This window comes from Halorubrum saccharovorum DSM 1137 (assembly GCF_000337915.1).
Lineage (GTDB): Archaea > Halobacteriota > Halobacteria > Halobacteriales > Haloferacaceae > Halorubrum > Halorubrum saccharovorum.
On the sequence record NZ_AOJE01000070.1, the window covers coordinates 283,577 to 307,984 of the forward strand.

At 67.4% G+C, this 24,408-nt stretch carries 20 protein-coding genes, 1 tRNA gene and 5 pseudogenes; 11 read left to right on the top strand and 15 right to left on the bottom strand.

Going from position 1 to position 24,408, the window contains the following annotated elements:
• Positions 1-44: 44 nt before the first annotated feature.
• Entirely contained in the window at positions 45-242 is a 198-nt protein-coding gene (locus C471_RS15700) for a DUF5800 family protein (protein ID WP_004050693.1), read from the bottom strand.
• A gap of 89 nt (positions 243-331) precedes the next feature.
• Positions 332-514 (bottom strand): DUF5786 family protein, encoded by a 183-nt coding sequence (locus C471_RS15705; protein ID WP_004050695.1) that lies wholly within the window; start codon positions 512-514, stop codon positions 332-334.
• 152 nt (positions 515-666) lie between these two features.
• On the opposite strand from C471_RS15705, the gene C471_RS15710 reads away from it, so the two are divergent.
• The gene (locus C471_RS15710) at positions 667-1,932 is read left to right on the top strand and encodes a polymer-forming cytoskeletal protein (protein WP_004050696.1); all 1,266 of its coding nucleotides are present in this window, start codon (positions 667-669) and stop codon (positions 1,930-1,932) included.
• A gap of 32 nt (positions 1,933-1,964) precedes the next feature.
• Here the strand turns inward: C471_RS15710 and C471_RS15715 are convergent, their stop codons facing one another.
• Positions 1,965-2,729, bottom strand: a complete 765-nt coding sequence (locus tag C471_RS15715; RefSeq protein WP_004050698.1) for a ribonuclease H-like domain-containing protein — start codon at positions 2,727-2,729, stop codon at positions 1,965-1,967.
• Between the two features lie 111 nt (positions 2,730-2,840).
• On the opposite strand from C471_RS15715, the gene C471_RS15720 reads away from it, so the two are divergent.
• Complete coding sequence (locus C471_RS15720) at positions 2,841-3,584, top strand: SOS response-associated peptidase (protein WP_004050700.1); 744 nt, start codon at positions 2,841-2,843, stop codon at positions 3,582-3,584.
• Positions 3,585-3,645: 61 nt separating this feature from the next.
• The gene (locus C471_RS15725; protein ID WP_004050702.1) at positions 3,646-3,900 is read left to right on the top strand and encodes a hypothetical protein; all 255 of its coding nucleotides are present in this window, start codon (positions 3,646-3,648) and stop codon (positions 3,898-3,900) included.
• Positions 3,901-3,946: 46 nt separating this feature from the next.
• Here C471_RS15725 and C471_RS15730 read toward each other — a convergent pair whose 3' ends face one another.
• From C471_RS15730 to C471_RS15750, 5 genes and pseudogenes are all read right to left on the bottom strand, one after another.
• The gene (locus C471_RS15730; RefSeq protein WP_004050703.1) at positions 3,947-5,431 is read right to left on the bottom strand and encodes a small ribosomal subunit Rsm22 family protein; all 1,485 of its coding nucleotides are present in this window, start codon (positions 5,429-5,431) and stop codon (positions 3,947-3,949) included.
• Positions 5,432-5,456: 25 nt separating this feature from the next.
• On the bottom strand, positions 5,457-6,230 hold the full coding sequence (locus C471_RS15735; RefSeq protein WP_004050704.1) for an NAD(P)-binding domain-containing protein: 774 nt from the start codon (positions 6,228-6,230) through the stop codon (positions 5,457-5,459).
• Positions 6,231-6,285: 55 nt separating this feature from the next.
• Positions 6,286-7,545 carry an MFS transporter gene (locus C471_RS15740; protein WP_004050705.1) on the bottom strand — a complete coding sequence of 420 codons (1,260 nt, stop codon included), beginning with the start codon at positions 7,543-7,545 and terminating at the stop codon, positions 6,286-6,288.
• A gap of 75 nt (positions 7,546-7,620) precedes the next feature.
• Entirely contained in the window at positions 7,621-8,382 is a 762-nt protein-coding gene (locus tag C471_RS15745) for a DsbA family protein (protein ID WP_004050706.1), read from the bottom strand.
• Between the two features lie 151 nt (positions 8,383-8,533).
• Positions 8,534-9,238 (bottom strand): annotated as a pseudogene (locus C471_RS15750) (RNA-guided endonuclease InsQ/TnpB family protein); the annotation flags it as partial.
• A gap of 139 nt (positions 9,239-9,377) precedes the next feature.
• Between C471_RS15750 and C471_RS15755 the strand changes: the two are divergent.
• Positions 9,378-9,671 (top strand): annotated as a pseudogene (locus C471_RS15755) (DUF5779 family protein); the annotation flags it as partial.
• Between the two features lie 126 nt (positions 9,672-9,797).
• Positions 9,798-10,772 carry a sugar phosphate nucleotidyltransferase gene (locus C471_RS15760; protein ID WP_004050713.1) on the top strand — a complete coding sequence of 325 codons (975 nt, stop codon included), beginning with the start codon at positions 9,798-9,800 and terminating at the stop codon, positions 10,770-10,772.
• Between the two features lie 55 nt (positions 10,773-10,827).
• On the opposite strand, the gene C471_RS15765 is transcribed toward C471_RS15760, so the two are convergent.
• Positions 10,828-11,046: a hypothetical protein gene (locus tag C471_RS15765; protein ID WP_004050714.1), complete on the bottom strand. Its 219-nt coding sequence runs from the start codon at positions 11,044-11,046 to the stop codon at positions 10,828-10,830.
• A gap of 82 nt (positions 11,047-11,128) precedes the next feature.
• Complete coding sequence (locus tag C471_RS15770) at positions 11,129-12,592, bottom strand: DHH family phosphoesterase (RefSeq protein ID WP_004050715.1); 1,464 nt, start codon at positions 12,590-12,592, stop codon at positions 11,129-11,131.
• A 187-nt stretch (positions 12,593-12,779) separates the two neighbouring features.
• Here C471_RS15770 and C471_RS15775 point away from each other — a divergent pair.
• A tRNA-Lys gene (locus tag C471_RS15775) sits at positions 12,780-12,853 on the top strand.
• Between the two features lie 175 nt (positions 12,854-13,028).
• Here the strand turns inward: C471_RS15775 and C471_RS18405 are convergent.
• A pseudogene (locus tag C471_RS18405) lies at positions 13,029-13,215 on the bottom strand (RNA-guided endonuclease TnpB family protein); the annotation flags it as partial.
• Between the two features lie 462 nt (positions 13,216-13,677).
• Between C471_RS18405 and C471_RS18410 the strand changes: the two are divergent.
• Positions 13,678-14,391 (top strand): annotated as a pseudogene (locus C471_RS18410) (ABC transporter substrate-binding protein); the annotation flags it as partial.
• A gap of 240 nt (positions 14,392-14,631) precedes the next feature.
• A pseudogene (locus C471_RS17895) lies at positions 14,632-15,830 on the top strand (ABC transporter substrate-binding protein); the annotation flags it as partial.
• Positions 15,831-16,245: 415 nt separating this feature from the next.
• On the opposite strand, the gene C471_RS17805 reads toward C471_RS17895, so the two are convergent.
• Positions 16,246-16,404 carry a hypothetical protein gene (locus tag C471_RS17805; RefSeq protein WP_004050720.1) on the bottom strand — a complete coding sequence of 53 codons (159 nt, stop codon included), beginning with the start codon at positions 16,402-16,404 and terminating at the stop codon, positions 16,246-16,248.
• Positions 16,405-16,518: 114 nt separating this feature from the next.
• Between C471_RS17805 and C471_RS15795 the strand changes: the two genes are divergently transcribed.
• The 3 genes from C471_RS15795 to C471_RS15805 all read left to right on the top strand — a co-directional run bounded on the left by C471_RS15795 (position 16,519) and on the right by C471_RS15805 (position 20,902).
• Positions 16,519-17,817: an MFS transporter gene (locus C471_RS15795; RefSeq protein WP_004050721.1), complete on the top strand. Its 1,299-nt coding sequence runs from the start codon at positions 16,519-16,521 to the stop codon at positions 17,815-17,817.
• A 147-nt stretch (positions 17,818-17,964) separates the two neighbouring features.
• Complete coding sequence (locus C471_RS15800; RefSeq protein WP_004050722.1) at positions 17,965-20,076, top strand: PAS domain-containing protein; 2,112 nt, start codon at positions 17,965-17,967, stop codon at positions 20,074-20,076.
• A gap of 61 nt (positions 20,077-20,137) precedes the next feature.
• Positions 20,138-20,902: a hypothetical protein gene (locus C471_RS15805; protein WP_004050723.1), complete on the top strand. Its 765-nt coding sequence runs from the start codon at positions 20,138-20,140 to the stop codon at positions 20,900-20,902.
• Between the two features lie 150 nt (positions 20,903-21,052).
• Here the strand turns inward: C471_RS15805 and C471_RS15810 are convergent, their stop codons facing one another.
• The 3 genes from C471_RS15810 to C471_RS15820 all read right to left on the bottom strand — a co-directional run bounded on the left by C471_RS15810 (position 21,053) and on the right by C471_RS15820 (position 24,320).
• Complete coding sequence (locus C471_RS15810; RefSeq protein WP_004050724.1) at positions 21,053-21,784, bottom strand: class I SAM-dependent methyltransferase; 732 nt, start codon at positions 21,782-21,784, stop codon at positions 21,053-21,055.
• Between the two features lie 139 nt (positions 21,785-21,923).
• A complete protein-coding gene (locus C471_RS15815) occupies positions 21,924-23,033 on the bottom strand; it encodes a guanosine monophosphate reductase (protein WP_004050725.1) in 1,110 nt (369 codons plus the stop codon).
• A 120-nt stretch (positions 23,034-23,153) separates the two neighbouring features.
• Positions 23,154-24,320 (bottom strand): pyridoxal-phosphate-dependent aminotransferase family protein, encoded by a 1,167-nt coding sequence (locus C471_RS15820; RefSeq protein WP_049909485.1) that lies wholly within the window; start codon positions 24,318-24,320, stop codon positions 23,154-23,156.
• Positions 24,321-24,408 lie beyond the last annotated feature (88 nt).

Sequence of the window (24,408 nt, forward strand, 5' to 3'; positions counted from 1 at the left end):
GTTACAGGTCTCACCGGCGCGCGCCCGGCCCGGTCGTTCGGATCCTATAACACGTCTCCGATCCGCACCGGTTCGCCGTCGAGATCGGGGTCCTCGGCGACGATCTGCAACACCTCGTGGTCGGTGACATCGCGGTACCCCTTCCCCGTCGCATCCTCGATCAAGTCCTTTTCGAGTTCGAACTCGGTGCCCTCGTAGACGACGTCGACGCCGTCGTCGGTGAACGTCAGGTCGGTGCTCATAGGTGTGGGTAGGCCGCGACCCGATAAAAGGAGCGTGACACGCCGGCGGTCGGCTCACGAGCCGGAGCTGCCGCAGTCGACGGGGGTACCTACTCGTCGTTCTCGTCGTCTTTCATCTCCGAGAGCCGCCCGACGAGGTCGTCGGTCGACGCGCCGCCCTCGATGGAGACCTCGCCGTCGTGGTCGTTTTCGTGGACGTTTACGGCACTGTCGTCGTCGGTGTCCACGTCCTGGTCTTTCTGCTCGCTCTCGTCGTACGATCCGAATCCCATATCAGATGCTCCCGGGCTGGCGGGAAAAGAGTAGTGACACCGCCGCGGTTCGACAACGGCCCACACATGGTTCCGGGGTGACCGCCCGTCTGCGTCCGACGCCCGTCGGACGACCCCACACGGTTTATACGGGCGGAGGGAGTTCTCCCGGTGTGTCGCTGAGGGGAGGCGGTCCGATAGAGGAGCTCGCCGTCCCGGCCGGGACGACCGTCGAGGAGCACGACCTCGTCATCGACGGCGACGTGCTCGTCGGCGGCCAGTCGACCGTGGAGTTCGGGCTCCGCGGGCGCAACGTCGCGCTCGGAGAGCGCGTGAACGTCGAGAACGACATCGAGGCCGAGGGCGACTGCCGGCTGGACACGTGGTGTTCAGTCGACGGCAACGTCCTCGTCGGCGAGGACGCGTACCTCGGCGAACGGGTGACCGTCACCGGTCGCCTGATGGTCTCCGGCGATCTCGATATCGGCGACGACGTGACGATCGAGGAGGGGTTCGAGGCGAACGGCTGGATCGTCATCCGGAATCCCGTCCCCACCCTCGTCTTCTACTTCATCGTCCTCTCCCAGCTCTTACGGCTCGGCGAGACCGACGCGGCCGACGACCTGGCGGAGGCGCTCGCCGACGGCGAAGAGGTGCGCGACCCCCTGCTGGTCCCGCGCGGCGCCGAGATCTCCGACGACGCGTGGCGCGTCTCGACGCCCGCGACCGTCGGCGACGACTGCCGGCTCCACGGTAACCTCCGCGCGGAATCGATCCGCGTCGGCGAGCGCAACGAGGTGTTCGGCTCTCTACGCGCCCGCGAGGACATCACGGTCGGCGCGGACACGACGATCCACGGCGACGTCACCACTCGGGGCGGAACCGTCACCGTGGAGGCCGGCGCGCGCGTGCTCGGCGACGTCTCCGCCGGCGATCTCGTCGTCCACGACGGCGCCGAGATCGACGGGACCCTCCGCGCCCGCGGCGAGATGAAACTCGTTCAGGAGACCCGCAGCGATGAGAACGAAGAGGAGACCGAGACCGATGCCGGCGGCGGTGAGAAGGACGAGGAGCGGAACGAGTCCGGTGAGTCCGACGGGCCCGGTGAGTCCGACGAGACGAACATCGACGAGCCGTCCGCCGACGGCGGGGCGTCCGGAGGCGACGACTCCGACGCGAACGGGTCCGAGGACGACGATTCCGGAGACGACGCCCCCACGAGTGACGGAGAGTCGGACTCCGAGGCGGTTGCCGGCGAGGCGCGAGAGTCGGACGCGGCGATCGAATCGAACGAGGAAGACGCAGTCGATAGCGAGGCGGAGGTCGACGACGGGGGGCCAGACACCGACGAGTCCGACACCGACGAGTCCGACACCGACGAGTCCGACACCGACGAGTCCGACACCGAAAAACCGGACGCCGACGCGGAAGCGAAGTAGCCGAGAAGCGCTCTCAAGCGGTCCGACCGCGACTACCGCTCGTCGGTTTCGCCGACGAACACGTCCTCGTGAAGCGCCTCCGTGACGGTGTCCGCGAGGGTCCGGAGGTTCTCTGTGTCCTCGCGGTTGTACGAGACGAGCGTGTCGAGCGCGTCGTCGTCGCCGCGTTCGTACTCGCGCCAGAGCCGGACCGCGTCCCGTCCCGAGATGTCCGGGCGGTCGCGCTCGATCCCGATCTCCTTCTCGATCGGCTTCAGCCCCCCGGAGAGCCCGATTCGCTTGCAGGGATACATGAGATCGAGGTGAGGCGTGTTGACGTCGATATCGAAGGAGGTCTCGAGGAACGGCACGTCGAACCGGGCGCCGTTGAACGTCGCGAGCAGGCTGGCGCCGGCGAACTCCTCGCGGAGGCGCTCCGCGGTGAGGTCCTCGCCGGCGACGAGCGTCGTCGTCTCGCCGGCTCGATGGAAGCTCACGGTCGTCACCCGGTCGCGGTGCTCGTCGAGCCCGGTCGTCTCGATGTCGAAGAAACAGGTCTCTTCGCGGAAGTTCTCGTAGAGCCGCCAGCGTTCCCCGCTGGGGAAGGCGCGGTCGAAGTAGGCGGCGTCGCCGTCGTCGAGGCGGGTCAGCGCCTCGGCGATGAACGACTCGATCCGGTCGGCGGTGGTCGAGCCGACGCCGGCGACGTCGACCGCGGGGTCGAACGACTCCCACGTGGTGACGCCCTCGCGCCAGATCCGACGCTCCGTCGTCTCGCCGACCCCCTCGACCGGGATGAAGCTGTTCTCGATGCGCATACACGACCGCGGCGTCGCGCGGCCAAAAACCCGACGGGAGGCGGCGATCAGTCCGGGCGGCGCCTCCCCCGACCGCTACTTAAGTATCACCGGGCCCAATCGACCGCATCCATGTGCGGCCGCTACACCCTCTTTACCCCCGCCGCCGACCTCGAAGCGCGGTTCGACGCCGAGTTCGCCGGCGTCGAGCCGAGCTACAACTGCGCGCCCGGCCAGGACCTCCCGGTGATCGCCGACGAGGACCCGAGCGCCGCGACGCGGATGGAGTGGGGATTCACCCCCTCGTGGGCCGACGAGCCGTTCGACCTCATCAACGCCCGCGCGGAGACGGTCCGCGAGAAGCGGAGCTTCGCCGACGCCTTCGAGCGCCGGCGGTGTCTCGTCCCGGCGGACGGGTTCTACGAGTGGGTCGAGGGGAGCGGGCCCGACGGCGACGGGAATCGCGGCGGGGCCGGCAAGACCCCCTACCGCGTCGCCTTCGAGGGCGACCGACCGTTCGCGATGGCGGGACTCTACGAGCGGTGGGAGCCGCCGGAGCCCGAGACGACGCAGACCGGGCTCGGCGCGTTCGGCGGTGGGTCGGGCGAGGGGGGAGACTCGGACGACGGCGACGGACCTGTCGAGACGTTCACGATCCTCACGACCGAGCCGAACGACCTCGTCGACGACCTCCACCACCGGATGGCGGTGATCCTCGACCCGGACCAGGAAGAGACGTGGCTCCGGGGCGACGCCGACGAGGCCGCCGCGCTGCTCGACCCGTATCCGGCCGACGAGATGACGGCGTATCCGGTCTCCGCGCGCGTGAACTCGCCGGGCGTCGACGCGCCGGAGCTGATCGAGCCGGTCGGGTGACGGCTACGCAACGTGCGCGTTCGAGGGAATCTTTTTATTCCCGTTAGTTGAACGAAAGGTAATGTCCCCCGTCCTCCAAGCCGGCCTTCCCGGCGGTACAGAGCTGTTCGTCGTCCTCGTCCTCGCCGCGGTGGCGGTCGTTTCGATGGTGTGCGCGGCTCTGATCATCTACCTGGACGCGGTGGACCGGAACAGCGACCACGCGCTCGCGTGGACGGTCGCCGCCCTGTTCGGCGGCGTCGTGGTCTGGACGCTCTACCTCGCCGTCCGCGACGAGGTGGGCGGGAGCGGACTGACCGCGAGCCGCCGTCCGTGACCCGGTTCGGTGACGGCCTACGACCGGACCGGGTTCCGCGGCCGTCTCAGGGCGCCACCAGGTCGACGACCGTCTCGTCGTCGACGACCACGTTGTACGCTCCCTCGTCGTCGTTCCAGAGCACGAGCCCGTTCTCGACGAAGACCACGGAGCCGTAGTCGGCCGTCCGGAGGTCGTCGTTGAGCACGGTCTCGCGCGTGCAGACGAGGTAGTGATCCACCGTCTGCGAGCCGTCGCCCACGCGGTAGAGCGCGTTGTCGCCGTCGCTGAGGTCGTGGCTCAGCTTCACCGCCAGGTAGTTCACGCGGTCTGTGACGTGGTCCTCGGAGTCGGCCATGCGCGCGCAGCGCCCGTCGCTCGCTCGCACGTCGACCCGCCGCTTCCCGTCCGGGCGGAGAATCGCGTACGCGAACTGCACGTCGACGTTGACGAACTCCCCCGGCTCGTCCCCGGAGCCGCGCTCGGCGGCCTCGTCGAGCCGGCGTTGGAACGGCGGGACCGCGAGGTCGTCGGCCACGTCGAACGACCACCCGCCGTCCGAGGGGGTCGCGTCCGGCCAGAGTCGGAGCGTCGGCGAGTACGTCTCGACGCCGCTCTCGGGCGTCGCGACCGCCCGTTCGACCTCGCGGAGCCCCATGGCGGTGTTGCGGTCGGCGGGCGCGAACGCGGCGACGCTCCCGTCGTCCGCGAGCCGGCCGAGCGCGCCCTCGACGACCGCGATCGGGTCGTCGAGTTCCGAGAGGACGTTCCCGAACACGACCAGATCGAACCCGTCGGCGGCGTCGGCGCCCTCGGCGGTGCCGCCCCCCGCCGTCCCGCCACTGTCGCCCCCAGCCCCCCCGCCGTCGAGTCCGAGGAACGACTCCGCCGTCTCCTCGTGGATCGTCGACCGGAAGTTCCGACCCGTCTCGTCGAGCACGTGGTCGAGCACGTCGGCGGCCGCGCTCGGTTCGACGGCGTGGTAGTCGACGACGGCGTCGTCCGGGAGGTAGTCCCAGAGGCCGAGGGCGGGGCCGCCGACGCCCGCTCCCACGTCGAGGACGCGGAGCGTCCTGTCGAGCAGCCCGTTCTCCACGAGGTCGTCGAGGACGTAGCCGATCGTCGCGTAGTAGGCCGGCAGGTGATAGATCGCGTAGCCGAGCGCCGCGACCCGGTCGTACGCCACGTCGTTCCCGTAGAGGTAGTCGTCCTTCAGTCGACGCACCGCCTCGCGCAGTTCGTCGCCGGACTCCCCGCGGTGCCAGTTCGCGCCGAACTCTCGGACGAGGAGGTCTTCGAGAGCGAACGAGTAGTTCTCGGGGAACGCGGTCGGCGCCCAGCCGGGCGCCGAGACTGGCTCCTCGGGGACCGGCTCGAAGGCGCCGTCCTCGCGCTCGCGGAGCCGGAGGTCGAACGCCTCCTCGCGGAGCGTCTCGCGGACGACGGCGGGGTGTGCGCCCCCCTCGATGTACTCCGCGATCTCCTCGGGGTCGATCGGTCTGACGTTGCGCAGGTAGTTGGCGTTGTTCCGGACGGCTGCTCTGTCTATCATGGGATCACTGGCGTCGGCTGTCGCGTCACTCGTGTCGCTCCCGGCCCTCGCGGTCGCCGCGGGCCGCCTCGTACAGCTCGGCGAACTCCTCCGCGTCGGCGTCGGCGATCTCGCGGGCCGCCGCGGCCACGTCGTCGGCGCCGTCGAAGGCGCGCTGAATCTCGGCGTACACGGCGGGCGACCCCTCGGTGACGGTGTCAGCGACCTCGTCGAGCGCGGCGGAGACGGGGGTGTGAAACTCCTCGCGCACGTCGCCGCCCGCGAGCCGCCACGCGATCACGGCCGCGTGCGCGCCGGCCTGCACCGTCTTCATCGCCTCGTCGTGCTCCGCGGGCGTCGTCTCGAACACCTCGTTGCCGCCGGCCTCGATCGCACCCGAGATCCCCTCGACGACCGGACCGCCCGCGTCGACGACCGCGGCGACGTTGCCGGGGACTCGCGGCGGCGCGAACAGCGGGTGGTAGCTCGCGCGCTCGCGGTCCGGAGCGTGCTCGCACATCGCCGCGATCGACTCGGTCATCTCCCCGGAGACGTCGAGGATCGCCCGCTCCGCGCGGGGCGCGTACGCCTCGACGGCGGCGGGAACCGCCGACATCGGCACCGCGAGGCACACCGCGTCGTGGGCGGTATCACCGTCGGCCGGGACCGCCTCGGCGTCGCGTCCCGCTGCGGCGTCCGCGGCGACTTCGGGGTCGCGGTCGGCGAAGGACACCGTCGCGTCGACCGGCGACTCGTCGGCCGACACGGTGTCGGCGATCCAGCGGCCGATCTCGCCGGCGCCCACCACGAGGATGTCCATCTGTCGTCCGTACGAAAGGGACGGGCGCCTTAAAAGGGCTCGACTCGGACGCCAGTCACTCCGACGGCGACTGCCCCGCGCCGCCGCCGAGCCCGAGGAAGCCGTCGCCCGGCGCGATCGCTTTCACGGCCGGGAACAGCGCCAGCGCGATGGCGAGTTCGAGCCCGCCGACCGCGAGGAACGCGGGGGTGTACCCGAACGCCTCGGTGGCGCTCCCGCCGATGAGAAAGCCGGCGAGGAACCCGAGTGAACCGAACACGTTGAACAGGCCCATCGCCGCGCCGCGGGCCTCGGGCTCGACGAGGTCCGTGACGAGCGCCATCGTCGCCGGCGCCATCAGCGCGCCGCAGACGCCGACGAGCACCATCAGCGCGGCCGCGAGGGGGTAGATCGGTGCCACGCCGACGCCGATCGTGACGATCCCGTACGCGATCGACCCCACCACGACCGGGAGGAAGCGCCCCACCCTGTCGGAAAGCGAACCGAACGGGGCCTGCAGCACCGCGAAGGGGACGAAGAAGAGCGCGAGCGTCGCCCCAGCGGCCGCGGCGGAGAGCCCGAACGTCTCGGGGTCCTGGAAGTAGTAGACGCCGACCAGCGCGAAGAACCCGGCGGTGAGCCGGTCGACGAAGCCGAACGCGAGCGGGACCAGAAGCCCGCGGGTCGTCCGTGCCCGAGCGAGAACGTCGCGGAAGCCGACGCCGTCGTCCGAAACCTCCCCGTCTACGCCAAGCGGCCGATCGGCGACAACTCGGTCGTCGACGGTGGCCGCGAGCAGCCCCGATCCCACGAGCACCGCGGCGCCGGCGTAGACGGGGTAGAAGGCGTTCACGTCGGCGAGCGCCCCGCCGACCACCGAGCCGACCGCCGCGCCGAGTCCGATCGCCACTCCGGCGGCCCCCATGTTGCGCCCGTTACCGCCGCGGAGATCCATCAGCGAGGTGATCGCCAGCGAGAAGGCGCCGATGGTGAGCGCGCCGCCGACGACCCGGACCGCGAGCGCCGCCCGGAAGCCGAACCCGAACTCCGGGACCGCGGCGAGGGCGACGTACGAGGCCGCACCGCCGAGCGCGCCGGCGACGATCAGGGGCGCCCGTCGTCCGAGCGCGTCGCTCGCGGTGCCCCAGACGACCGCGAAGGCGACGAACGCGCCGAACTCCGCGACGAGGAACCACATCCCGGCGTCGATGCCGGCGGGGGCCCCGAGCGCGACGACCAGATCCGGCACTCCCGGGTAGAGGAGCACCTGCGAGATCAACACGGCGAGCACGACGGCGCCCAGCCGCCGCCGCTCGCCACGGTCGTCCTCCGTCATCCACTTATAAAACGTGCCGAACGCTCAAAAGGCCGACGCTCGGTGACTCGCGACAGCGGGCAGGCAGAGTCCGACCTACAGCGCCGACTCGATCGCCGCCGCGATGGAGTCCGCGTCGTATCCGTCGACCGCCTCGCCGTTCACGAAGATCGTCGGCGTCCCCGTGATCCCCCGCGATATGCCCTCGCTCCGGTCTCCCGCCGACGCCCCCCCGTACGCCGCGAACCGCGCGTCGGCGATGGCCGCGCAGGGGTCCGCGCCGGCAGTCTCCGCGGCGGCGCCGATCGCCTCCCCGCTGTAGTTCCCCTGCGCCTCGTAGGCGGCCGACGAGAACGCGAAGTACGCCTCGTTCCCCTGTCGGTCGCCGACCCCGCGGGCCGCGCTGGCGACGGGGACCGCCCACGTCGCGTTGACGGGGATCGGGAAGTCCCACTGCTCGTACCGGATGTCACCGGGCTCGATGAACTCCTCGCGAACAGTCGGGAACTCCTCGAGCTTGTAGGTCGCGCAGTGCGGACACGTGAAGTCCTCGAACGCCTGCACCACCACGTCGGCGTCGGGGTCACCGAGAGTCGGCCGGTATTCGAGGTCCGGATCTTCCGGTTCGGTCAAGTCACAGTCGTACTCGCCGGGGTCGAGATCGACGCCGCTGGTGTCGAAGCCGTCGCTTCCGTCGCTCCCGTCTCCGCCACCGCTCCCGTCTCCGCCACCGCTCCCATCTCCGCCACCGCTCCCGTCGCTCCCGTCTCCGCCGTTGCCACCGCCGAGACACCCGGCCGCGCCGACGACGCCGGTCGCAGCGGCGCCCGCGAGAAGGGCTCGTCGCGTATGTTCCATACTGTCGATCCAATCGGAATGCACTTAATCGCATCGAGAGGGGTAATCGGGAGATCGCCGACGGGCGTGCCAGTAAACTACCCTACCCTACTCCCTCGGCGCTCTGCGCCTCGGTCCTTGAGGGTAGGGCTTTGATGTAGACTCCCGGCAATCAGTCGCCAGCAATAGACTGGTAACTCTCGCCGTTCAACATCCCACCATTCAAACGCACGTCTACTGGTGCGTCTCCGCTCCCCGACTTGGGCGAGGAGCGGAGTCTGTGTTTCCGCTTTCGGGCATACCGTAGCCCGATATTTTTCGCCGCGTTGTAATCCGCGTTGACCTCATAGCCGCATTTCTGGCACTCGAAGTGTTCTCCGTGGCGGTTCGCTTCGTTCGTGAAGCCACAGTCCGTCCGAGAACAGCGCTGGGATGTGTGGTTCGGCTCGACTTGTTCCACGGAGACGGCTTGTTCTGGTCCCTTGTAGGAGACGTACTCGTACAGGCGTCGGAACGCCCAAATGTGGTGCCATTTCGCCTGCGGGAGACGCTCACGGATGTCGGTTAACTCCTCGAACACAATCACGTCGCAGTCGTGTTCGACGGCTTCCGAAACGAGCTCATTGGCAACTGTGTGGATGTACTGCTTCCGCCACGCTTCTTCACGCTTTCCAAGGCGAAGCAGGGCGTTGTGTGCGGCTTGCGTGCCGCGCTGTTGTATCTCCCCTCGTCGCTTCTCAAACTCGCGGCACCAATGGTCGTAGTCCTCTCCCTGCCAGAACGTGCCGGTCGAAGCGACTGCGAGGCTGTTGACGCCGAGGTCGATACCGAGGACTGTTTGGTGCCCGGTACCTGCCGAAACCTCGGATTCGTCGTCATCATACTTGTCGGTTTCCTCCCCGACCTACTCGCTCGCTGCGCTCGCTCCGTGAGGTCGGAGGCTCCACCTCGAATTATGCTGAACTCCGTCGAAGGCGCGTCCGAACGTTTTTGCCGCCGCCTCGCAACCCTGTGGTATGAGCGACTGGGACCTCGACCTGCGCGACGCCGAAGAGCAGATGGACGAGGCGTTCGCGGCCGCCGGCGACGTCGTCCTCGGCGTCCTCGACGGGACGACCGACCCCGACGAGTGGGTCCGCAGCGTCGACTACGGCAACACCCTCGTGTTGTCCGTCGAGGGCGACCTCAACGAGCTGGCCGCGGGCTTCGCGCGCGAGGTCAAGGACATGGGCGGCGAGCTGATGCACTTCCGCGGCTTCCTCGTCGTCACGCCGCCCGGCGTCACGATCGACACCGACCGGCTGGGCGAGTAGTCGACGCCGGGGGCGCCGCGGTCGGACCGCGATCGGAGTCATCCCGCGAAGACAACCTCGGATCCGTTTCTCGGCGTTGACACGAGCACAAGAGGTATGTCACGGGAGTGAGACGGGACCCGTATGAAAGCAGTCGTACTCGCGGGGGGATATGCGACGAGGCTCTGGCCGATCACCGAGACCCGACCGAAGATGTTCCTTCCGGTCGGCGAAAACACCGTCATCGACGAGATATTCGAGGACTTCGAGGCGGACGACCGCGTCGACGAGGTGTTCGTCTCGACGAACGAGCGCTTCGCCGACGCGTTCGAGGACTACCTCGCGGACAGTCCGTTCGAAAAGCCCACCCTCTCGGTCGAGGAGACCGTCGCGGAAGACGAGAAGTTCGGCGTCGTCGGGGCGCTCGCTCAGCTCGTCGAACGCGAGGGCGTCGACGACGATCTGATCGTTGTCGCCGGCGACAACATGATCAGCTTCGATCTGGGCGAGTTCGCCGACTTCTTCGAGAGCAAGGGGACGCCGACGCTGGCCGCCTACGACGTGGGTGACCGCGAGCGCGCGAAGTCGTACGGGCTCGTCGAGCTCGACGGCGACGAGGTCGTGAACTTCCAGGAGAAGCCCGACGACCCGAAGACCACGCTCGTCTCCATCGCGTGTTACGCGTTCCCCGCCGAGACGCTGCCGGACCTCTCGACGTACCTCGAAGACGGTAACAACCCGGACGAGCCGGGCTGGTTCCTCCAGTGGCTGCAGGGGCGCGGCGGGGTCCACGCGTACACCTTCGACGGCGCGTGGTTCGACATCGGGACCGCCGACAGCTACCTGGACGCGGTCGAGTACGCGCTCGACGGTAAGACGCTCGTCGCCGACGACGCGACCGTCGAGAACTCCGACCTCGGCGACGTGGTCCACGTCATGTCGGGCGCCACCGTCACCGACTCGACGCTCGAACGCACCGTCGTCTTCCCGGACGCGACGATCGCGGACTCGAAGATCAAAAACTCCGTGCTCGACGAGGGCGTCACGCTGGAGAACGTGGACCTCACCGGCGCGCTGATCGGCTCGTACACCTCGATCACCGAGGGCGACGAGTTCTAGCGCTCGGTCGCCGCTCGCAGGGCTCGAGGCTTCGCTGACGATTTTTTCTCGCCGGCTACTCGCCCGCGGAGCTCCCGGCCTGTCGGTGCGTGTGGTGGAAGCAGTCGAACGCGGCCTCCGGGTCGGCGTCCCGGTCGACCGGGTGGAAACACACCCGCCGGTACCGCTCGTTGTCGAGGAGGTTGACGACGAACCCGTCGTTGTGTCGCGACACCGACGCGTACGGGTCGCCGCAGGCGGGGCAGGTCTCGGGCGGGTCCTCGGGGACGTACATGGTTGGAGTCCCGGTCGGCTCCCGTTACGACCCGAGGGAAGAAAATCGCTCCGGCGGTCTCACGGAAACGATTCCGGCGGCCTCACGACCCGTTCCCGCCCTCGCCGCCGCCTTCGACGCCGAGCGCGTCGAACAGCTTCCGACGGACGGCCTCCTCGGTGAGGTGGAGCAGGGTGTCGCGGTTGTCGCCGCTCGACTCGATCCCGGTGAAGATGCCGAGCGGAATCTCTAACGACCCCTGCGTCGAGTGCCCGGCGGCGTCGCCCATCTCCGAGAACGCCTCGTCCAGGACGTTGCCGATGTTCAGCCGGATGTCTTTCGAGCGCGCCGCGAGATAGATGGTGTCGTCAGCGATCCCCAAGACGGCGGTCGTCGTGATCCCCTCCAAGTTGAGGAGGTGTTGGGCCGCCTGCGCGAGCGCCTCGCGGTCCCGGATGAACCCGGCCGTCGAGAAGAGGTGGCTCCCCTGCACCTCGCGGTTCTGGATCGCCTCCGCGAGCACGTCCAGCGTCTCGGGGCTCATCGACGGCGACTCCACCTGTTCGAGCGTGTCGTGGTTCGCGAACGGATGGAGGTAGGCGGCGGCGGTCAGGTCCGCGGGCGTCGTGTCCCGCTTGAAGTCGAGCGTCTCCGCGCGGATCCCGTAGAGGAGGGCGGTCGCGACCGCCTCCGTCGGCGACTGGTCGAACTCCTGCAGGTACTTCGTGAGGATCGTCGACGTCGAGGAGACGTTGGTCCGCACGTCGACGAACCGGGCGTCGAAGGGGACCTCGGCCTCGAGGTGGTCGAGGTAGATGTCGATGTCGGTATCGAAGTCGAACCCGTCCTCCGCCGACTTCGCGAGGTCGACCGCGGCGACCGTGCCGTACTCCGACAGCTCCGGGGCCTCCGAGCGGGCCAGCAGATCGATCCCGAGGAGGTTGACGAACGCGCGGTTCTCCTGGTGGCCCACGTCCCCGGTGTAGAGGATGTCCGCCTCAACGCCGAACGCGCCGGCGATGGCCTGTAGCGCGGTCGCCGACGCGATGGAGTCGGGCTCGGGGTTGTCGTGGGTCAGGATCGCCATCCGACCGTCCGCCCCCTCGATGATCTCCGCGAGCTGGCGCGCCATGTACTCCAGCTCGCCGGTTTCCAGCGACTGGAGCGCGCTGTCGGCGATCACCGTCGAGGGGTTGATCACCACGTCCGCGCCGCGCTCGCGCAGTTCGTCCTCGCTGACGGGGTCCGAGGCGCGGACGACGACGTAGTGGTCGCCGCCGGTCTCCCGGACGGCCGAGACCGCCGCTTTGTTGGCCTCGACGTCGCTGGCGAGGATCAATACGATGTCGCGGTCGGCGAGCTCGTCGACGACGTCCGGGTCGGCGATGTCTTGAACGCGGGCGTTGAGATCTTGATCACGCAGCGCCTCGACCCGGCTCTCGTCGCGGTCGAGGATGAGCACGTCCTTGCCGCGGCTAGTCAGGTCCTCCGCGACGGCGTGCCCGACGCTCCCACAGCCGAGGATCGCGTATCGCGTTCGCGCCGATCCGGATGGCCCACTACTCATTGCCCGTGATTTCCGCAGGGCGACACTTAACGAGTGCGCTCTCCACGCGGGCCAAGTGAGGAGAGCTGCGCGAGACGCTGCACCGTCACAGCGTCGGCCGACACTCCTGCCCCGAATCGATCGTCTCGCCGCCCGGGCGCCGTCGAATGAAAAGGCCTTTTACGTCGACACGGGTACGACTGAGTGAGGGCCGGTAGCTCAGTTAGGGAGAGCGACGGACTCTTAATCCGTCGGTCGCGTGTTCAAATCGCGCCCGGCCCGCTCCGTTAATAAAAGGTAGAGGCCTCACAGATACATTTTTCGGTCGATCACCGATCCCGCTGGAGGTGAGGCTATGAGCAGCGTCGATCGGCGGATCGACGTTGACCTCGACACCGACGAAAACGTCGCAATCGCGGTCGTCGAGGAGCGCCGAGAAGTCGAAATCGACGAGCTATTCGACGAGAACGGTGAGCTCGTCGTGGTCTGGAATGTGGTCGATCCAAGCCCAGATCCGTCTGCATACCCACTGTCCGACTTTCCGGAGTTTCGAGGCTACGAACCCCAGGGCGTCAAGGTCGTCTTGCACCCGCGACTGGTTCCGAAGGGACAGTGTAGGTACCTGTGACGACCCGTTTCGCTATACGTAACCTATGTAGGTGAATTTACTTGAACGTGTAGATCCAGCGTGGAATATCCAGCCGAGACATCGAACGCTGGGTCGTGAAGAGCCGTGTCGGATTCGTCCCCGCCCTGAAGAGACGGGGGCTTTCTCTTTGGACTTCCGTAATCAGTTGCCCCCTCAGCGGTCTTCGTGAAACAGAACAAGTAAAGTTGTGATAAGCAAACTTATACTGCATAAGTCCCGCCTCCAAGTGTGCAGAACTCGCGAGCGATTCTACTGGCGGTGATCGTGGTGACGGCATTTATCGGAGCCCCGGGAACCGCCGCCGGAACACAGTCGGTAGGAGCAGAGTTCGAACAATCAGAGGGTGACAGACTGTCTGCCGATTTCGGCGGCAAGGAACCAATGCAGACAGCAAACAGTGACACCTGTGAGTTTCCGCTCAATGTGACAGATGCGACAGGGACGGAGATCACGCTTGATGAACGACCGGATCGGATCACGACGACGAATCCATCGGCCGCCCAGACGCTCTGGGAGNGTGACAGATGCGACAGGGACGGAGATCACGCTTGATGAACGACCGGATCGGATCACGACGACGAATCCATCGGCCGCCCAGACGCTCTGGGAGATCGGCGCGCAGGACCGCGTTGTCGGCGTGACCCAATTTGCCGGGTATCTGAACGGGACTGACGACAAAACGAATGTCTCGGCGGCATTCGGTGTGAGCGTCGAAAAAGTGGTTGCGACCGACCCTGACCTCGTGTTGGCACCGAACGCNGACGACAAAACGAATGTCTCGGCGGCATTCGGTGTGAGCGTCGAAAAAGTGGTTGCGACCGACCCTGACCTCGTGTTGGCACCGAACGCATCAGCCGGTCAGGTAGCTAATCTCCGTGACCAGAACCTCACCGTCTATCACTACCCGGCGGCAACCGATGTCGACGACATTGCAGCGAAGACGGAACGTACGGGCCGTCTTGTCGGTAACTGCGAAGCGGCTACCGATATAAACGACGAGATGAACCAAACCGTAGACAACGTCGAGAGTCAGACTGCTGATCTCGATCGTCCCGATGCATTATATCCACTTGGTGGAGGTTATGTCGCTGCTAATAACACCTTCATCAACGAGATCATGCAGATTGGTGGGACCACCAACGTCGCGGCTTCAGAAGGAGACGGGTATCCACAACTCTCCGATGAGGTAATCCTCAAAACAGACCCTGAGGTCATACTCGTAACCGATCCAGGGGCCTCAATCCTTGATGAGGAGCCCTATGCCAGTACGACCGCTGGGGGTGAGGGGAACTACGTGGTTATGAACACGAGTTACCTCAATCAGCCGGCGCCTCGAAGCGTGATCGAGTCGACGAAAAAACTCGCGACTGCTGTCGAAGACTACCAAACAGAGAACAAAGAAGAGGATACGACCGACGGTAGTGATACGTGTGGGTTCCCGCTCAACGTGACAGATGCGACAGGGACGGAGATCACGCTTGATGAACGACCGGATCGGATCACGACGACGAATCCATCGGCCGCCCAGACGCTCTGGGAGNTGCCGGATATCTGAACGGGACTGACGACAAAACGAATGTCTCGGCGGCATTCGGTGTGAGCGTCGAAAAAGTGGTTGCGACCGACCCTGACCTCGTGTTGGCACCGAACGCGTCAGCCGGTCAGGTAGCTAATCTCCGTGACCAGAACCTCACCGTCTATCATTTCCCGGCGGCAACCGATGTCGACGACATTGCAGCGAAGACGGAACGTACAGGCCGTCTTGTCGGTAACTGCGAAGCGGCCACTGAGATAAACAACGAAATGAACGAGTCCGTAGACGATGTCGAGAATCGGACTGCTGATCTGGATCGCCCTGATGCACTATATCCACTTGGTGGAGGTTATGTCGCTGCTGATCAGACCTTCATCAACGAGATCATGCAGATCGGTGGGACCACCAACGTCGCGGCTTCAGAAGGAGACGGATATCCACAACTCTCGAATGAAGTAATCCTGCAAACAAACCCTGAAGTCATACTCGTAACAGACTCAGAAGCGTCAATCCTTGGGCAGGAACCGTATGCCAGCACAAGTGCTGGAATGAACAATAACTACGTAGTTTTAAATAGCAACTATCTCAATCAGCCTGCGCCTCGCAGCGTCATCGAGTCCACGGAAACACTTGCAACCGGTGTCGAAGATCTCCACTCCGAGAGTGAGACAGATGACGGACGTGAAAGCAGTGGATCCGACGGCTCAAGTAGCGACAGTGATGACGGGGATGAAGATTCAGATGAGAAAGACAAGACAACCGTCGACGAAGATACAACAGCCGTAGATGAGAATACAACAGCTATAGACGGAAATACAACAGCCGTAGGCGAAAACCAGACAGCCACCAACATGTCTGCTGAAGGAAATACCACGGAGATTGAATCCGAGTCCAGATCTCACGACGAGAATAATGAGACCGGGGGAGCTGACGGTGCTGTTGATGCGGATGGTGAGCAAGACGTTGGACAAGCTAATACAACCAGTGAGGAGACTGAATCAGAGACCCCAGGGTTTGGAATTGTTGTGACAGCATTGGCGGTTCTTGGATTCGTGTTCATGCCGCTACGAAGGTAGCAGCGTGAAAATGAGAACCAAGTCGGCCCACTGAACGTAAGAGAGTCGCGCTGTTCGAGACGAGACCGTGCGGACGCTCCGGATGTACTTCGCCGGCTGCTGGAAGGACACCGCGGTGCTGTGACCGTCGCGACAGGCCGACCAGATGTCACCGAGTCGGTCCGGAACGTCGTGCGAAACGCGGCTGTCGCCGCCGACGTGCGCCACATGACCGTCGCCGGCGGGGGTTGACCCGGAAAGATGCCGCCGCACACGTTCCGGTACAGCGTCGCGTATCGGTGGATGAACGTCGGGGAGGCTACGGGAGAGTACGTATCTGAAGAATCGGCGCTATCGGCACCTTCGGAATCACGACGGCGGGCTGTTCGAGGATTCGCTCGTGTATCTGGGTCGTCCACGGGACGGTCGAGCGCATTCAGGTTGCGTCTCCGGGGAGGTCGCCGCTGTCGGCGGCGGTGACATCGCTGGCGTCGCCGTCGATCCGCGCACCGCACTCCGGACAGACCTCGTCGGCGCACGAAACCGCGAGGTCACACTCCGGACAGAACCGACGATCGCAGGCTGAATCGCCCATGTCGGAGCGTCCGTCCGGACGCCTGATAAGTCCGACGGCGGTCTCCACTTGACACCGGAGTTGGCGCATGTTTCCAACCGAAACCCCTTTTGAACCGGTACGCACCGATCCGGTGTGAGCAACGCGGACGCAAGCGACGGAGCGAAGCGATCGCAGTTCTGGGCGCTCTACCTCACGCGCTTCGCCGAGGGGTTCGGCTTCATCACGCTCATCACCCTGTTGGGGACGTACATCAACACGCTCGACCCGCAGGCGACGACGGTGCTCGGCGTCACAATATCCGCCGGGTTCATCATCGGGATGTACACCACGGGGTTCACCCTCGCGCAGACCGTCGCCGTGATCCCGCTGGCGTGGGCCGGCGACCGGTTCGACAAGCGAACCGTCCTGCTGGGCGTACTCGCGGTCGGGGCGGGCGTGTACGCGCTGTTCCCCCTCGCGGACACCTCCGCCTCGTTCATCCTGGTCCGCGCCCTGCAGGGGTTCGTGGTCACCGGCGCGGGGCTGATGACGCTGTCGCTGGTCGGACAGATCGCCGACGTGGGCACTCGCGCCGACAGGATCGGGAAGGCGAACGCCGCCGCCTTCGCGGCCTCCATCCTCGGGCCGCTGTCGGCCGGCGCGATATACGACGCGGTCGGCTTCGGCCCCATATTCACGATCATCTCCGGGCTGATGGTCGCCGCGTGGGTCATCACGTGGCTCTTTCTCGACGCGGACGACACCCGCGTCGAGGGGTTCCCGTTCTCGGATCTGGCCGTGAGTCGACGGATACTCACGATGACGAGCTTCCGCGCGCAGTACGCCTTCGCCGTGACGATGGTGCGGACGTGGATCCCAATCTACGCCGCCACGGAGATGGCCGCCGGCGGTCTCGGCGTCGCCGGTATCGCGGTCGGGGTCACCGTCGCCGCCGAGAAGGGAACCAACATGATCGGTCAGCTGTTCACCGGTCGACTCTCGGACGCGTACGGGCGGGCGTTGTTCGTCTTCGTCGGCGGCGGCGCGTACGGGCTGATCGCGGTGGTGATCCCCTTCGCACCGGGGGTCGGAACGGCTCTCGGCGCCGACGTGACGCTTCCGATCCTCGGCGCGTTACCGCCGGCGTACCTGCCGCTCGTCGTCTTCTCGGGACTGCTCGGCGTCGCCGACTCCTTCCGCGAGCCGGCCAGCATGGCGCTGTTCGCGGACGAGGGGACCGACGACGGCGGCGTCGCCTCCAGCTTCGGCATCCGCGAGCTCGTCTGGCGGCCGGGTTCGGTTGCGGGGCCGCTGATCGCCGGTTGGCTGATGGTCGAGGTGAGCATGGGGTCCGTCTTCTACGTCGGCGGCGCGTTCGCGATCACCGGCGTCGTCTCGTTCCTCGCGGTGCTCGCGCACGACCACGGCCGCGCGGCGCTGACGGCGTGGTAGACGCGACGACACGCGACACTCGACCGCGCCGCTTCACCGTCGGTCGCCCGGGGTCACCGCGGCCGGCGCCTCCCGAGACGGGGCGGACGTGTTTAGAGCTGATAATTCGCGGTATACGTTTTTATTCGTCACCCGGGTCGTGCCCGTATGGAGCATCGAAGAGAGCCGGTACACTCCGTCGTCCACGTCGGTGCCGCCGCGGATCGGGTCCGCGAAGCGGCCGCGGAGTCGACGGCCGTCGCCGGGCCCGACTGCGTCCTGTCCGTGGGCGAGGCGGTGACGGAGCTCCGCTCGCTGGACCCGGACGACGTGCGGCTGATCGTCTGTGAGCTGACGGCGGGCTCCGGCGTCGATCCCCTCGTCGAGGTCCGCGAGGCGCTTCCCGACACCCCGTCGCTCGCGGTCGTTTCCGACCCCGCCGCGGTCGGCGACGCGCTCGGGGCCGGGGCGACAGACGTGCTGGTTCGCCGGGACGGCGCGGACGAAACGACTCTGTTCGCTCGTCGGATGGATACGGTCGCGACCACGCCGGTCGAGTCGTCGCTCGGCTCGGAGTCGACCGAGCGGCTCCTCGACGCGATCGACGACTCCTTCTACGTGCTCGACGCGGACGGCGGGCTCAGGCGATGGAACGATCGGTTCCGTGCGGTCACCGGCTACGACGACGACGAGCTGCGCGGGATGCACGCGCTGGAGTTCTTCTCCGGTGCCGACAGGGAGCGGATCGCCGACGCGATCGAGACCGCGATCGACACCGGCAGCGACACCGTCGAGGCGGAGTTGGTCGCGAAGGACGGCACGACGACTCCCGTGGAATACACCGGGGCCGCCGTGACCGACGCCGACGGGACGCCACGTGGTGTCGTCGGCGTCGGGCGGGACGTGACCGATCGGCGCGAGCGCGAGGAGCAGCTGTTGCGCCTCCGCCAGGCGGTCGAGACGGTCGTCGACAACGCGCCCCTGACGCTGTTCGAAGTCGAGCCCGGCGGAACGGTGTCGATGGTTCGCGGTGAGACCCTCTCTCGGCGACTCCGACGGCGGATCGCTCGCGGAGACGCGGTCGCGGAGGCCTTCGCCGACCAGCCGCAGCTGCGGCGGAGCGTCGATGCCGCTCTCGAGGGCGAGCCCAGCCACGGGCTCGTCGGGATCGGCGACTCGACGCTCGAAACGTGGCTCCAGCCGGCGTTGGACGAGACGGGCACCGTCAGTCGGGTGATCGGTCTGGCCCTGGACGTGACGGAGCGGGAAGACCGGGCCGTCATGCTCGATCAGATCCAGACGAACGCCGGCGAAGTCATCTGGATCTCCACTCCGGGCAAGGGGTCGATGGACTTCGTCAGCGATTCCTACGAGGAGGTCTGGGGGCTCCCGCCGGAGACTCTCGAGGAGGACGCCATGTCGTTCCTCGAGGCGGTCCATCCGGACGACCGCGACAGAATCGAGGCGGCGTTGGCCGAGCAGCGCGAGGACCCGGACGCCTACGAGGAGACGTACCGCGTGGTCCACCCGGACGGGGAGGTCCGTTGGGTCCACGACCAGTCGTCCGCGGTCTACGAGGACGGAGAGCTGACCCGCATCGTCGGTATCGCGACCGATATCACGGTCCGGAAACGCCGCGAGCGGGAGCTCCGACTGAAGAACCGCGCTATCGAGACCGCACCGGTCGGCATCGCGATCCACGAGACGACCGGGACGGGAAGCCCGATAACGCACGTGAACGACCGGTTCGAAGCGATCACGGGCTACGATCGCGAGGCGATCGTCGGTGAGGCGATCTCGGTGCTCGGCGGCTCCGACACGGACGGGGACCAGATTCGGAAGCTGAAGTCGGCGCTCCGGGCGGGCGACCGCCGATCGCAGACCGCCGTGCTCCACCGAGCGGACGGGACGCCCTTCTGGGGACGGGTCGACGTCGCTCCGGTCGACGAGACGGACCGCGACGTGACGCACGCCGTCAGCTTCGTTCAAGACGTGACGGAAGCGAAGGAGCACGAGCAGGAGATCGAGCGGCATCTGACGGAGTTCGGTGAGGTGTTGGCCGAGGACCTCGGCGTCCCGCTGCGGGAGGCGAGGGAACGACTGAACGCCGCGACCGCGGAGGGAGCGGGAGCGGAAGCGGAGCTCCGGCGGGCGGAGCGGTCGATCGAGACCGCCGTCTCGCTCGTCGAGGACCTCACGACCGTCCACTCGTTCTCGGTCGAATCCCGACGCCTCTCGGAGTCGATGCGCAAATCGACCGGGATCGACCGAACGAGATGAGCGAAACGACCGGGAGCAGAACCGGATCCGCCACCCCGTCCCGGCTCCGCGGGTGATCCCCGTGGAGCTACCGGCGTCGGCGGTCGTCGTCTGCGAGATGAACAGGACGAGGGCGGACCTCTACGAGCTCTGGCTCGGCGACCGCGAGGTCCGACGGGCGCTGACGAGAACGCAGTTCGTCGAGGCGTTCGACGCCGGAATCGCGGTCCTCGTGCTGGACGACTCGTTCGGCGGCGGGGAAACGGGTCCGATCCTCGAGCGAGTCGCGTCGGCGGCGCCCCACTGCCGCGTGCTGGGGATCAGAGAGCGGTCGAACACGGCTCCCGAATCGGCGTACGACCGCGAGCTCGAACGGCCGGTGTTCGAGGGGGATCTGACCGACTCCGTCGAAGCGTTGTTCCACCGGGCGAACTACCACCTGCTCCTCGATCAGTACTACCGGACCACCGTCCTGATCTCGGCGTACGAGTGGCGGGCCGACGGGGAACCGGCGGACAACGAGCGGTACGAACGGCTTCGGGACCGGGCCGAGCGCCTCCAAGACTACTTGAACGGGCTCCGACCGCGGATGAGCGACGAGGACGTCCGCGTCGTCGCGGAGGAGATGTCGTTCTCCGACACCGCCGCCGTCGACGCGGAGAAATCGATCGTGAGCAAGTATCGACCGGACGAGTGCGCTCGGTGCGGACAGGACTGGAACAAGCCGATAGACGGCGGAGAGTCCGCCGCGAAGCTGGGAGCGTACGTGTGGCGGTGCGTCAACTGCGGTCACGTGGACATGCGCGCGGACCCGAACCACCGACGCGTCAGCTCGTTCAGGCGGTGACACGGGCGACACCGCCGGCCCGCGCCCCGGTACGCGGGCCGACGTCCGGTCGTCCGCACACACGGCCGCGCCGGAACGGCCCCGTCGAGGCTGGAGGCCACTCTAACGGGGAGAAACGGCGAGCGATGGAGGCGCGAAGGGCCGAGGGATTCACTCGGCGCCGCGCTTCCGCAGCGCGGCGCGGTAGTGGTACCCGTTCCCCTCGTCGCCGCGGGCGACCTCCGCGATCTCCCAGCCGGTCCCGACGGCGGCCTCGCGGAGTCGCGCCGGGCTGAACAGCCGGAGCTGGAGGACCGGGTCCGTCTCCCCCTCGTACTCGAAGAACATGACTCGGTGCGCGAGCCCCGGCGTCGGGTCGTCGCGGTAGCCGACGAGGTCGGCCGTCGCCGGGCGGGTCGGGTCGTAGCAGTCGACGACCGCGGTCGCGTCCGGCGTCGTCACGTGCGCGAGGTCGCCGAGGAACTCGGTGAGGCCCCGCATCGACCCGGCGAGCCCCATCTGGGTCCCGTTCGCGAGCGCCGAACCGAACCGACCGCGCGGGAACTGCTCGCGCAGGGCGAACATGTCGCCCTCGCGGGCGTCGTCGACGCCGCGGTCCCGCATCGTCTCGACCAGCGCGGGGCTCGGCTCGAGCGCGACCGTCTCGAACGCGTCCTGAAAGAACAGCGCGTGTCGGCCGGTGCCGGCACCGAGGTCGACGAGGGGACCCCGGAGCCAAGACGCGAGCCACTCGTGGTCCGGATCCTCGCTGGGGTCGAAGTCGGCGAAGTAGAACGCCTCGATCGGGTGCTCTCTCGTCTCTCCGCCGTCTCGGTGCAGGAGGGGCTCGTTCCGCTCGCCGCGGAGGTGGTCGCGGATCGCTCGGCCGAACGCGTCGGTCATGGTCCGAACAATCCGCGTCACGTGAAAAAAAACCCCTCGCGAGTTTGTCACACGATCGCGCGCTAGACGCGTGCCTTCGGACACCGATCGGATCCCGAAACGGCCGGTCAGTCGTCGCTTTCGGCCGCCGACCCGCCGGTCAGTCGTCGCTTTCGGCCGCCGACCCGCCGGTCGAATCGGCGACCCGCTTCGTCTCGCTGTCCACGCTGACCCCCTCCCAGTCGTGGTCGGTGTGGAACCCCTCGCGCTCCTTCGCGCCGGGCGCGACGCGGACGAACTCGGCTCGGTCGCGGGCGCGCTCGATAGTGTGCCCGCCGCAGTACGAGAGCCCCGACCGGATCCCCTGGCAGAACTCCTCGGCGACGGTCGCGACCGGCCCCTTGTACGGCGTCAGCGCCTCGACGCCCTCGTCGGCGCCCACGTCGGCGCCCTTGTCGTCGCGCTCCTCGGCGGCGGCGGTGGTCGCCATCCCGCGCGACCGCTTGTACCGCGTCCCGTCGACCTCGACGACCGCGCCGGGCGCCTCCTCCGTGCCGGCGAAGAGGCTCCCGAGCATCACGGTGTCGGCGCCCGCCATCAGCGCCTTCACCGCGTCGCCGGAGGTGCGGATCCCGCCGTCGGCGCAGATCGTCACGTCCAGGTCCTCGGCAGCGGTCGCGCAGTCGTCGACCGCGGTCAATTGGGGCACGCCCGCCCCGGCGACCTTCCGCGTCGTACAGTGCGACCCCGGTCCGATCCCGACCTTCACGCAGTCGGCGCCCGCGGCCGCGAGGTCCTCGACGCCCGCGGGCGTGGCGACGTTGCCGGCGATCAGATCCGTCTCCGGGAACTCGTCGGCGATCTCCTCGACCGCCGCGATCGTCCGTTCGAGGTGGCCGTGCGCGACGTCGACGACGAGCGCGTCCACGTCGGCCGCGACGAGGGCGGCGCTCCGTGCCACGTAGTCCTCGTCGATCCCCACCGCGGCGGCGACGCGCTCGCCGACCGCCGCCACGTCCTCGACCTGCGTCGCCTGCTCGTCGACGGTGAGGAACCGGTGGAGCACGCCGATCCCGCCGGCGCGGGAGAGTTCGATCGCCAAGCCCGACTCGGTCACAGTGTCCATCGCAGCCGAGACCAGCGGCGTTTCCAGGTCGACGCTCGGCGTGAGCCGCGTCGAGAGGTCCACATCGCTCCGGCTGTCGACCGGCGACCGCTGGGGAACCAGCAGCACGTCACCGTAACTCAGTCCGATTCGTAGATCGTTCATACCCTTACCGAGGAGAGAGACGCACGCTGAAAAACCCCTCGCCGGGCGGTCGACGTGCGACCCCGAGGCTTTCGCGGTGCTCTCGCGACGCTCTCTCGGGTCCCCCGGCGCTTGCGCCCCCTAGAACCCCTGCTCCGCCAGCGCGTCCTCCAGCGCCGCGAGGACGTACTCGACGTTCTTCGGGCGGGCGGAGTGGCCCATACAGCCGATCCGCCAGATGTCGCCGTCGAGGTCGCCCAGTCCGGAGGCGATCTCCAGGTCGTACTCGTCGAGGAGGTGGGCGATGACGTCGCCGTCGTCGATCCCGTCGGGAACCCGCACCGCGTTCAGGCTCGGGAGCCAGTACTCGTCGGGGGCGTTCATTTCGAGGCCCAGATCCTGAAGGCCGGCCTTCAGGTCGCCTGCGACCTCGCGGTGGCGCGCCCACCGCGCTTCGATCCCCTCCTCTGCGACGAGGCGGAGCGCCTCGCGGAGCGCGTACACGTTCGTGATCGGCGCGGTGTGGTGATACGATCGGTCGTCGCCCCAGTACCCCTCTAAGAGGGAGAGGTCGAGGTACCACGACCGCGGCTGCTCGTCGCGGTCGAGCACCTTGTCCATCGCGCGGTCGTTGAGCGTGAGCGGGCTCGCGCCCGGCGGACACGAGAGGCACTTCTGGGGCCCGGAGTAGGCGGCGTCGATCCCCCACTCGTCGACGCGCAGTTCGACGCCGCCGAGCGAGGTGACGGAGTCGGCGATCACCAAGGCGTCGTGGTCGTGCGCGATGGCGGTCAGCTCGGGGACGTTCGGCTGGAGGACCCCGGTCGAGGTCTCCGCGTGGACGAACCCGAACACGTCCGGCTGGTGCTCGTCGAACGCGCGCTCCACGTCGACCGGATCGAGGGGCTCGCCCCACGGCGCCGACACCTCGACGACCTCGCCGCCGGCCCGCTCGGCCATCGACTTCATCCGCCCGCCGAAGTAGCCGTTCGTCGGGACCAACATCCTGTCGCCCGGCTCGACGAGGTTACCGATCGCGGCCTCCATCGACGCGGAACCGGTCCCCGACACCGGAATGGTCCACTTGTTATCGGTCCGGAACGCGTAGCGCAACAGCTCCTGGACCTCGTCCATCATCTCGACGAACGAGGGATCGAGGTGGCCGACCAGCGGCGTGCTCATCGCCTTGAGCACGCGCGGGTGGACGTCGCTCGGCCCCGGCCCCATCAGCGTCCGGTCCGGCGGTGTCAGCTCCCCCACGTCAGGTGCGTCGCCCTCTCGATCGGCCAGCGCGGATGCGTCACTCATGCGACGACCTACCCGGAGCAGCGTCAAAAGCACGACGAAACCCGAGAGCCGGAACGGGGTCAGGGATCGCTCCCGGATCCCCGACGGC

Coding starts and splice junctions, on each gene's coding strand:
- C471_RS15700 (WP_004050693.1), bottom strand. CDS start 242: ATGAGCACCGACCTGACGTTCACCGACGACGGCGTCGACGTCGTCTAC.
- C471_RS15705 (WP_004050695.1), bottom strand. CDS start 514: ATGGGATTCGGATCGTACGACGAGAGCGAGCAGAAAGACCAGGACGTG.
- C471_RS15715 (WP_004050698.1), bottom strand. CDS start 2,729: ATGCGCATCGAGAACAGCTTCATCCCGGTCGAGGGGGTCGGCGAGACG.
- C471_RS15720 (WP_004050700.1), top strand. CDS start 2,841: ATGTGCGGCCGCTACACCCTCTTTACCCCCGCCGCCGACCTCGAAGCG.
- C471_RS15725 (WP_004050702.1), top strand. CDS start 3,646: ATGTCCCCCGTCCTCCAAGCCGGCCTTCCCGGCGGTACAGAGCTGTTC.
- C471_RS15730 (WP_004050703.1), bottom strand. CDS start 5,431: ATGATAGACAGAGCAGCCGTCCGGAACAACGCCAACTACCTGCGCAAC.
- C471_RS15735 (WP_004050704.1), bottom strand. CDS start 6,230: ATGGACATCCTCGTGGTGGGCGCCGGCGAGATCGGCCGCTGGATCGCC.
- C471_RS15740 (WP_004050705.1), bottom strand. CDS start 7,545: ATGACGGAGGACGACCGTGGCGAGCGGCGGCGGCTGGGCGCCGTCGTG.
- C471_RS15745 (WP_004050706.1), bottom strand. CDS start 8,382: ATGGAACATACGCGACGAGCCCTTCTCGCGGGCGCCGCTGCGACCGGC.
- C471_RS15760 (WP_004050713.1), top strand. CDS start 9,798: ATGAAAGCAGTCGTACTCGCGGGGGGATATGCGACGAGGCTCTGGCCG.
- C471_RS15765 (WP_004050714.1), bottom strand. CDS start 11,046: ATGTACGTCCCCGAGGACCCGCCCGAGACCTGCCCCGCCTGCGGCGAC.
- C471_RS15770 (WP_004050715.1), bottom strand. CDS start 12,592: ATGAGTAGTGGGCCATCCGGATCGGCGCGAACGCGATACGCGATCCTC.
- C471_RS17805 (WP_004050720.1), bottom strand. CDS start 16,404: ATGGGCGATTCAGCCTGCGATCGTCGGTTCTGTCCGGAGTGTGACCTC.
- C471_RS15800 (WP_004050722.1), top strand. CDS start 17,965: ATGGAGCATCGAAGAGAGCCGGTACACTCCGTCGTCCACGTCGGTGCC.
- C471_RS15810 (WP_004050724.1), bottom strand. CDS start 21,784: ATGACCGACGCGTTCGGCCGAGCGATCCGCGACCACCTCCGCGGCGAG.
- C471_RS15815 (WP_004050725.1), bottom strand. CDS start 23,033: ATGAACGATCTACGAATCGGACTGAGTTACGGTGACGTGCTGCTGGTT.
- C471_RS15820 (WP_049909485.1), bottom strand. CDS start 24,320: ATGAGTGACGCATCCGCGCTGGCCGATCGAGAGGGCGACGCACCTGAC.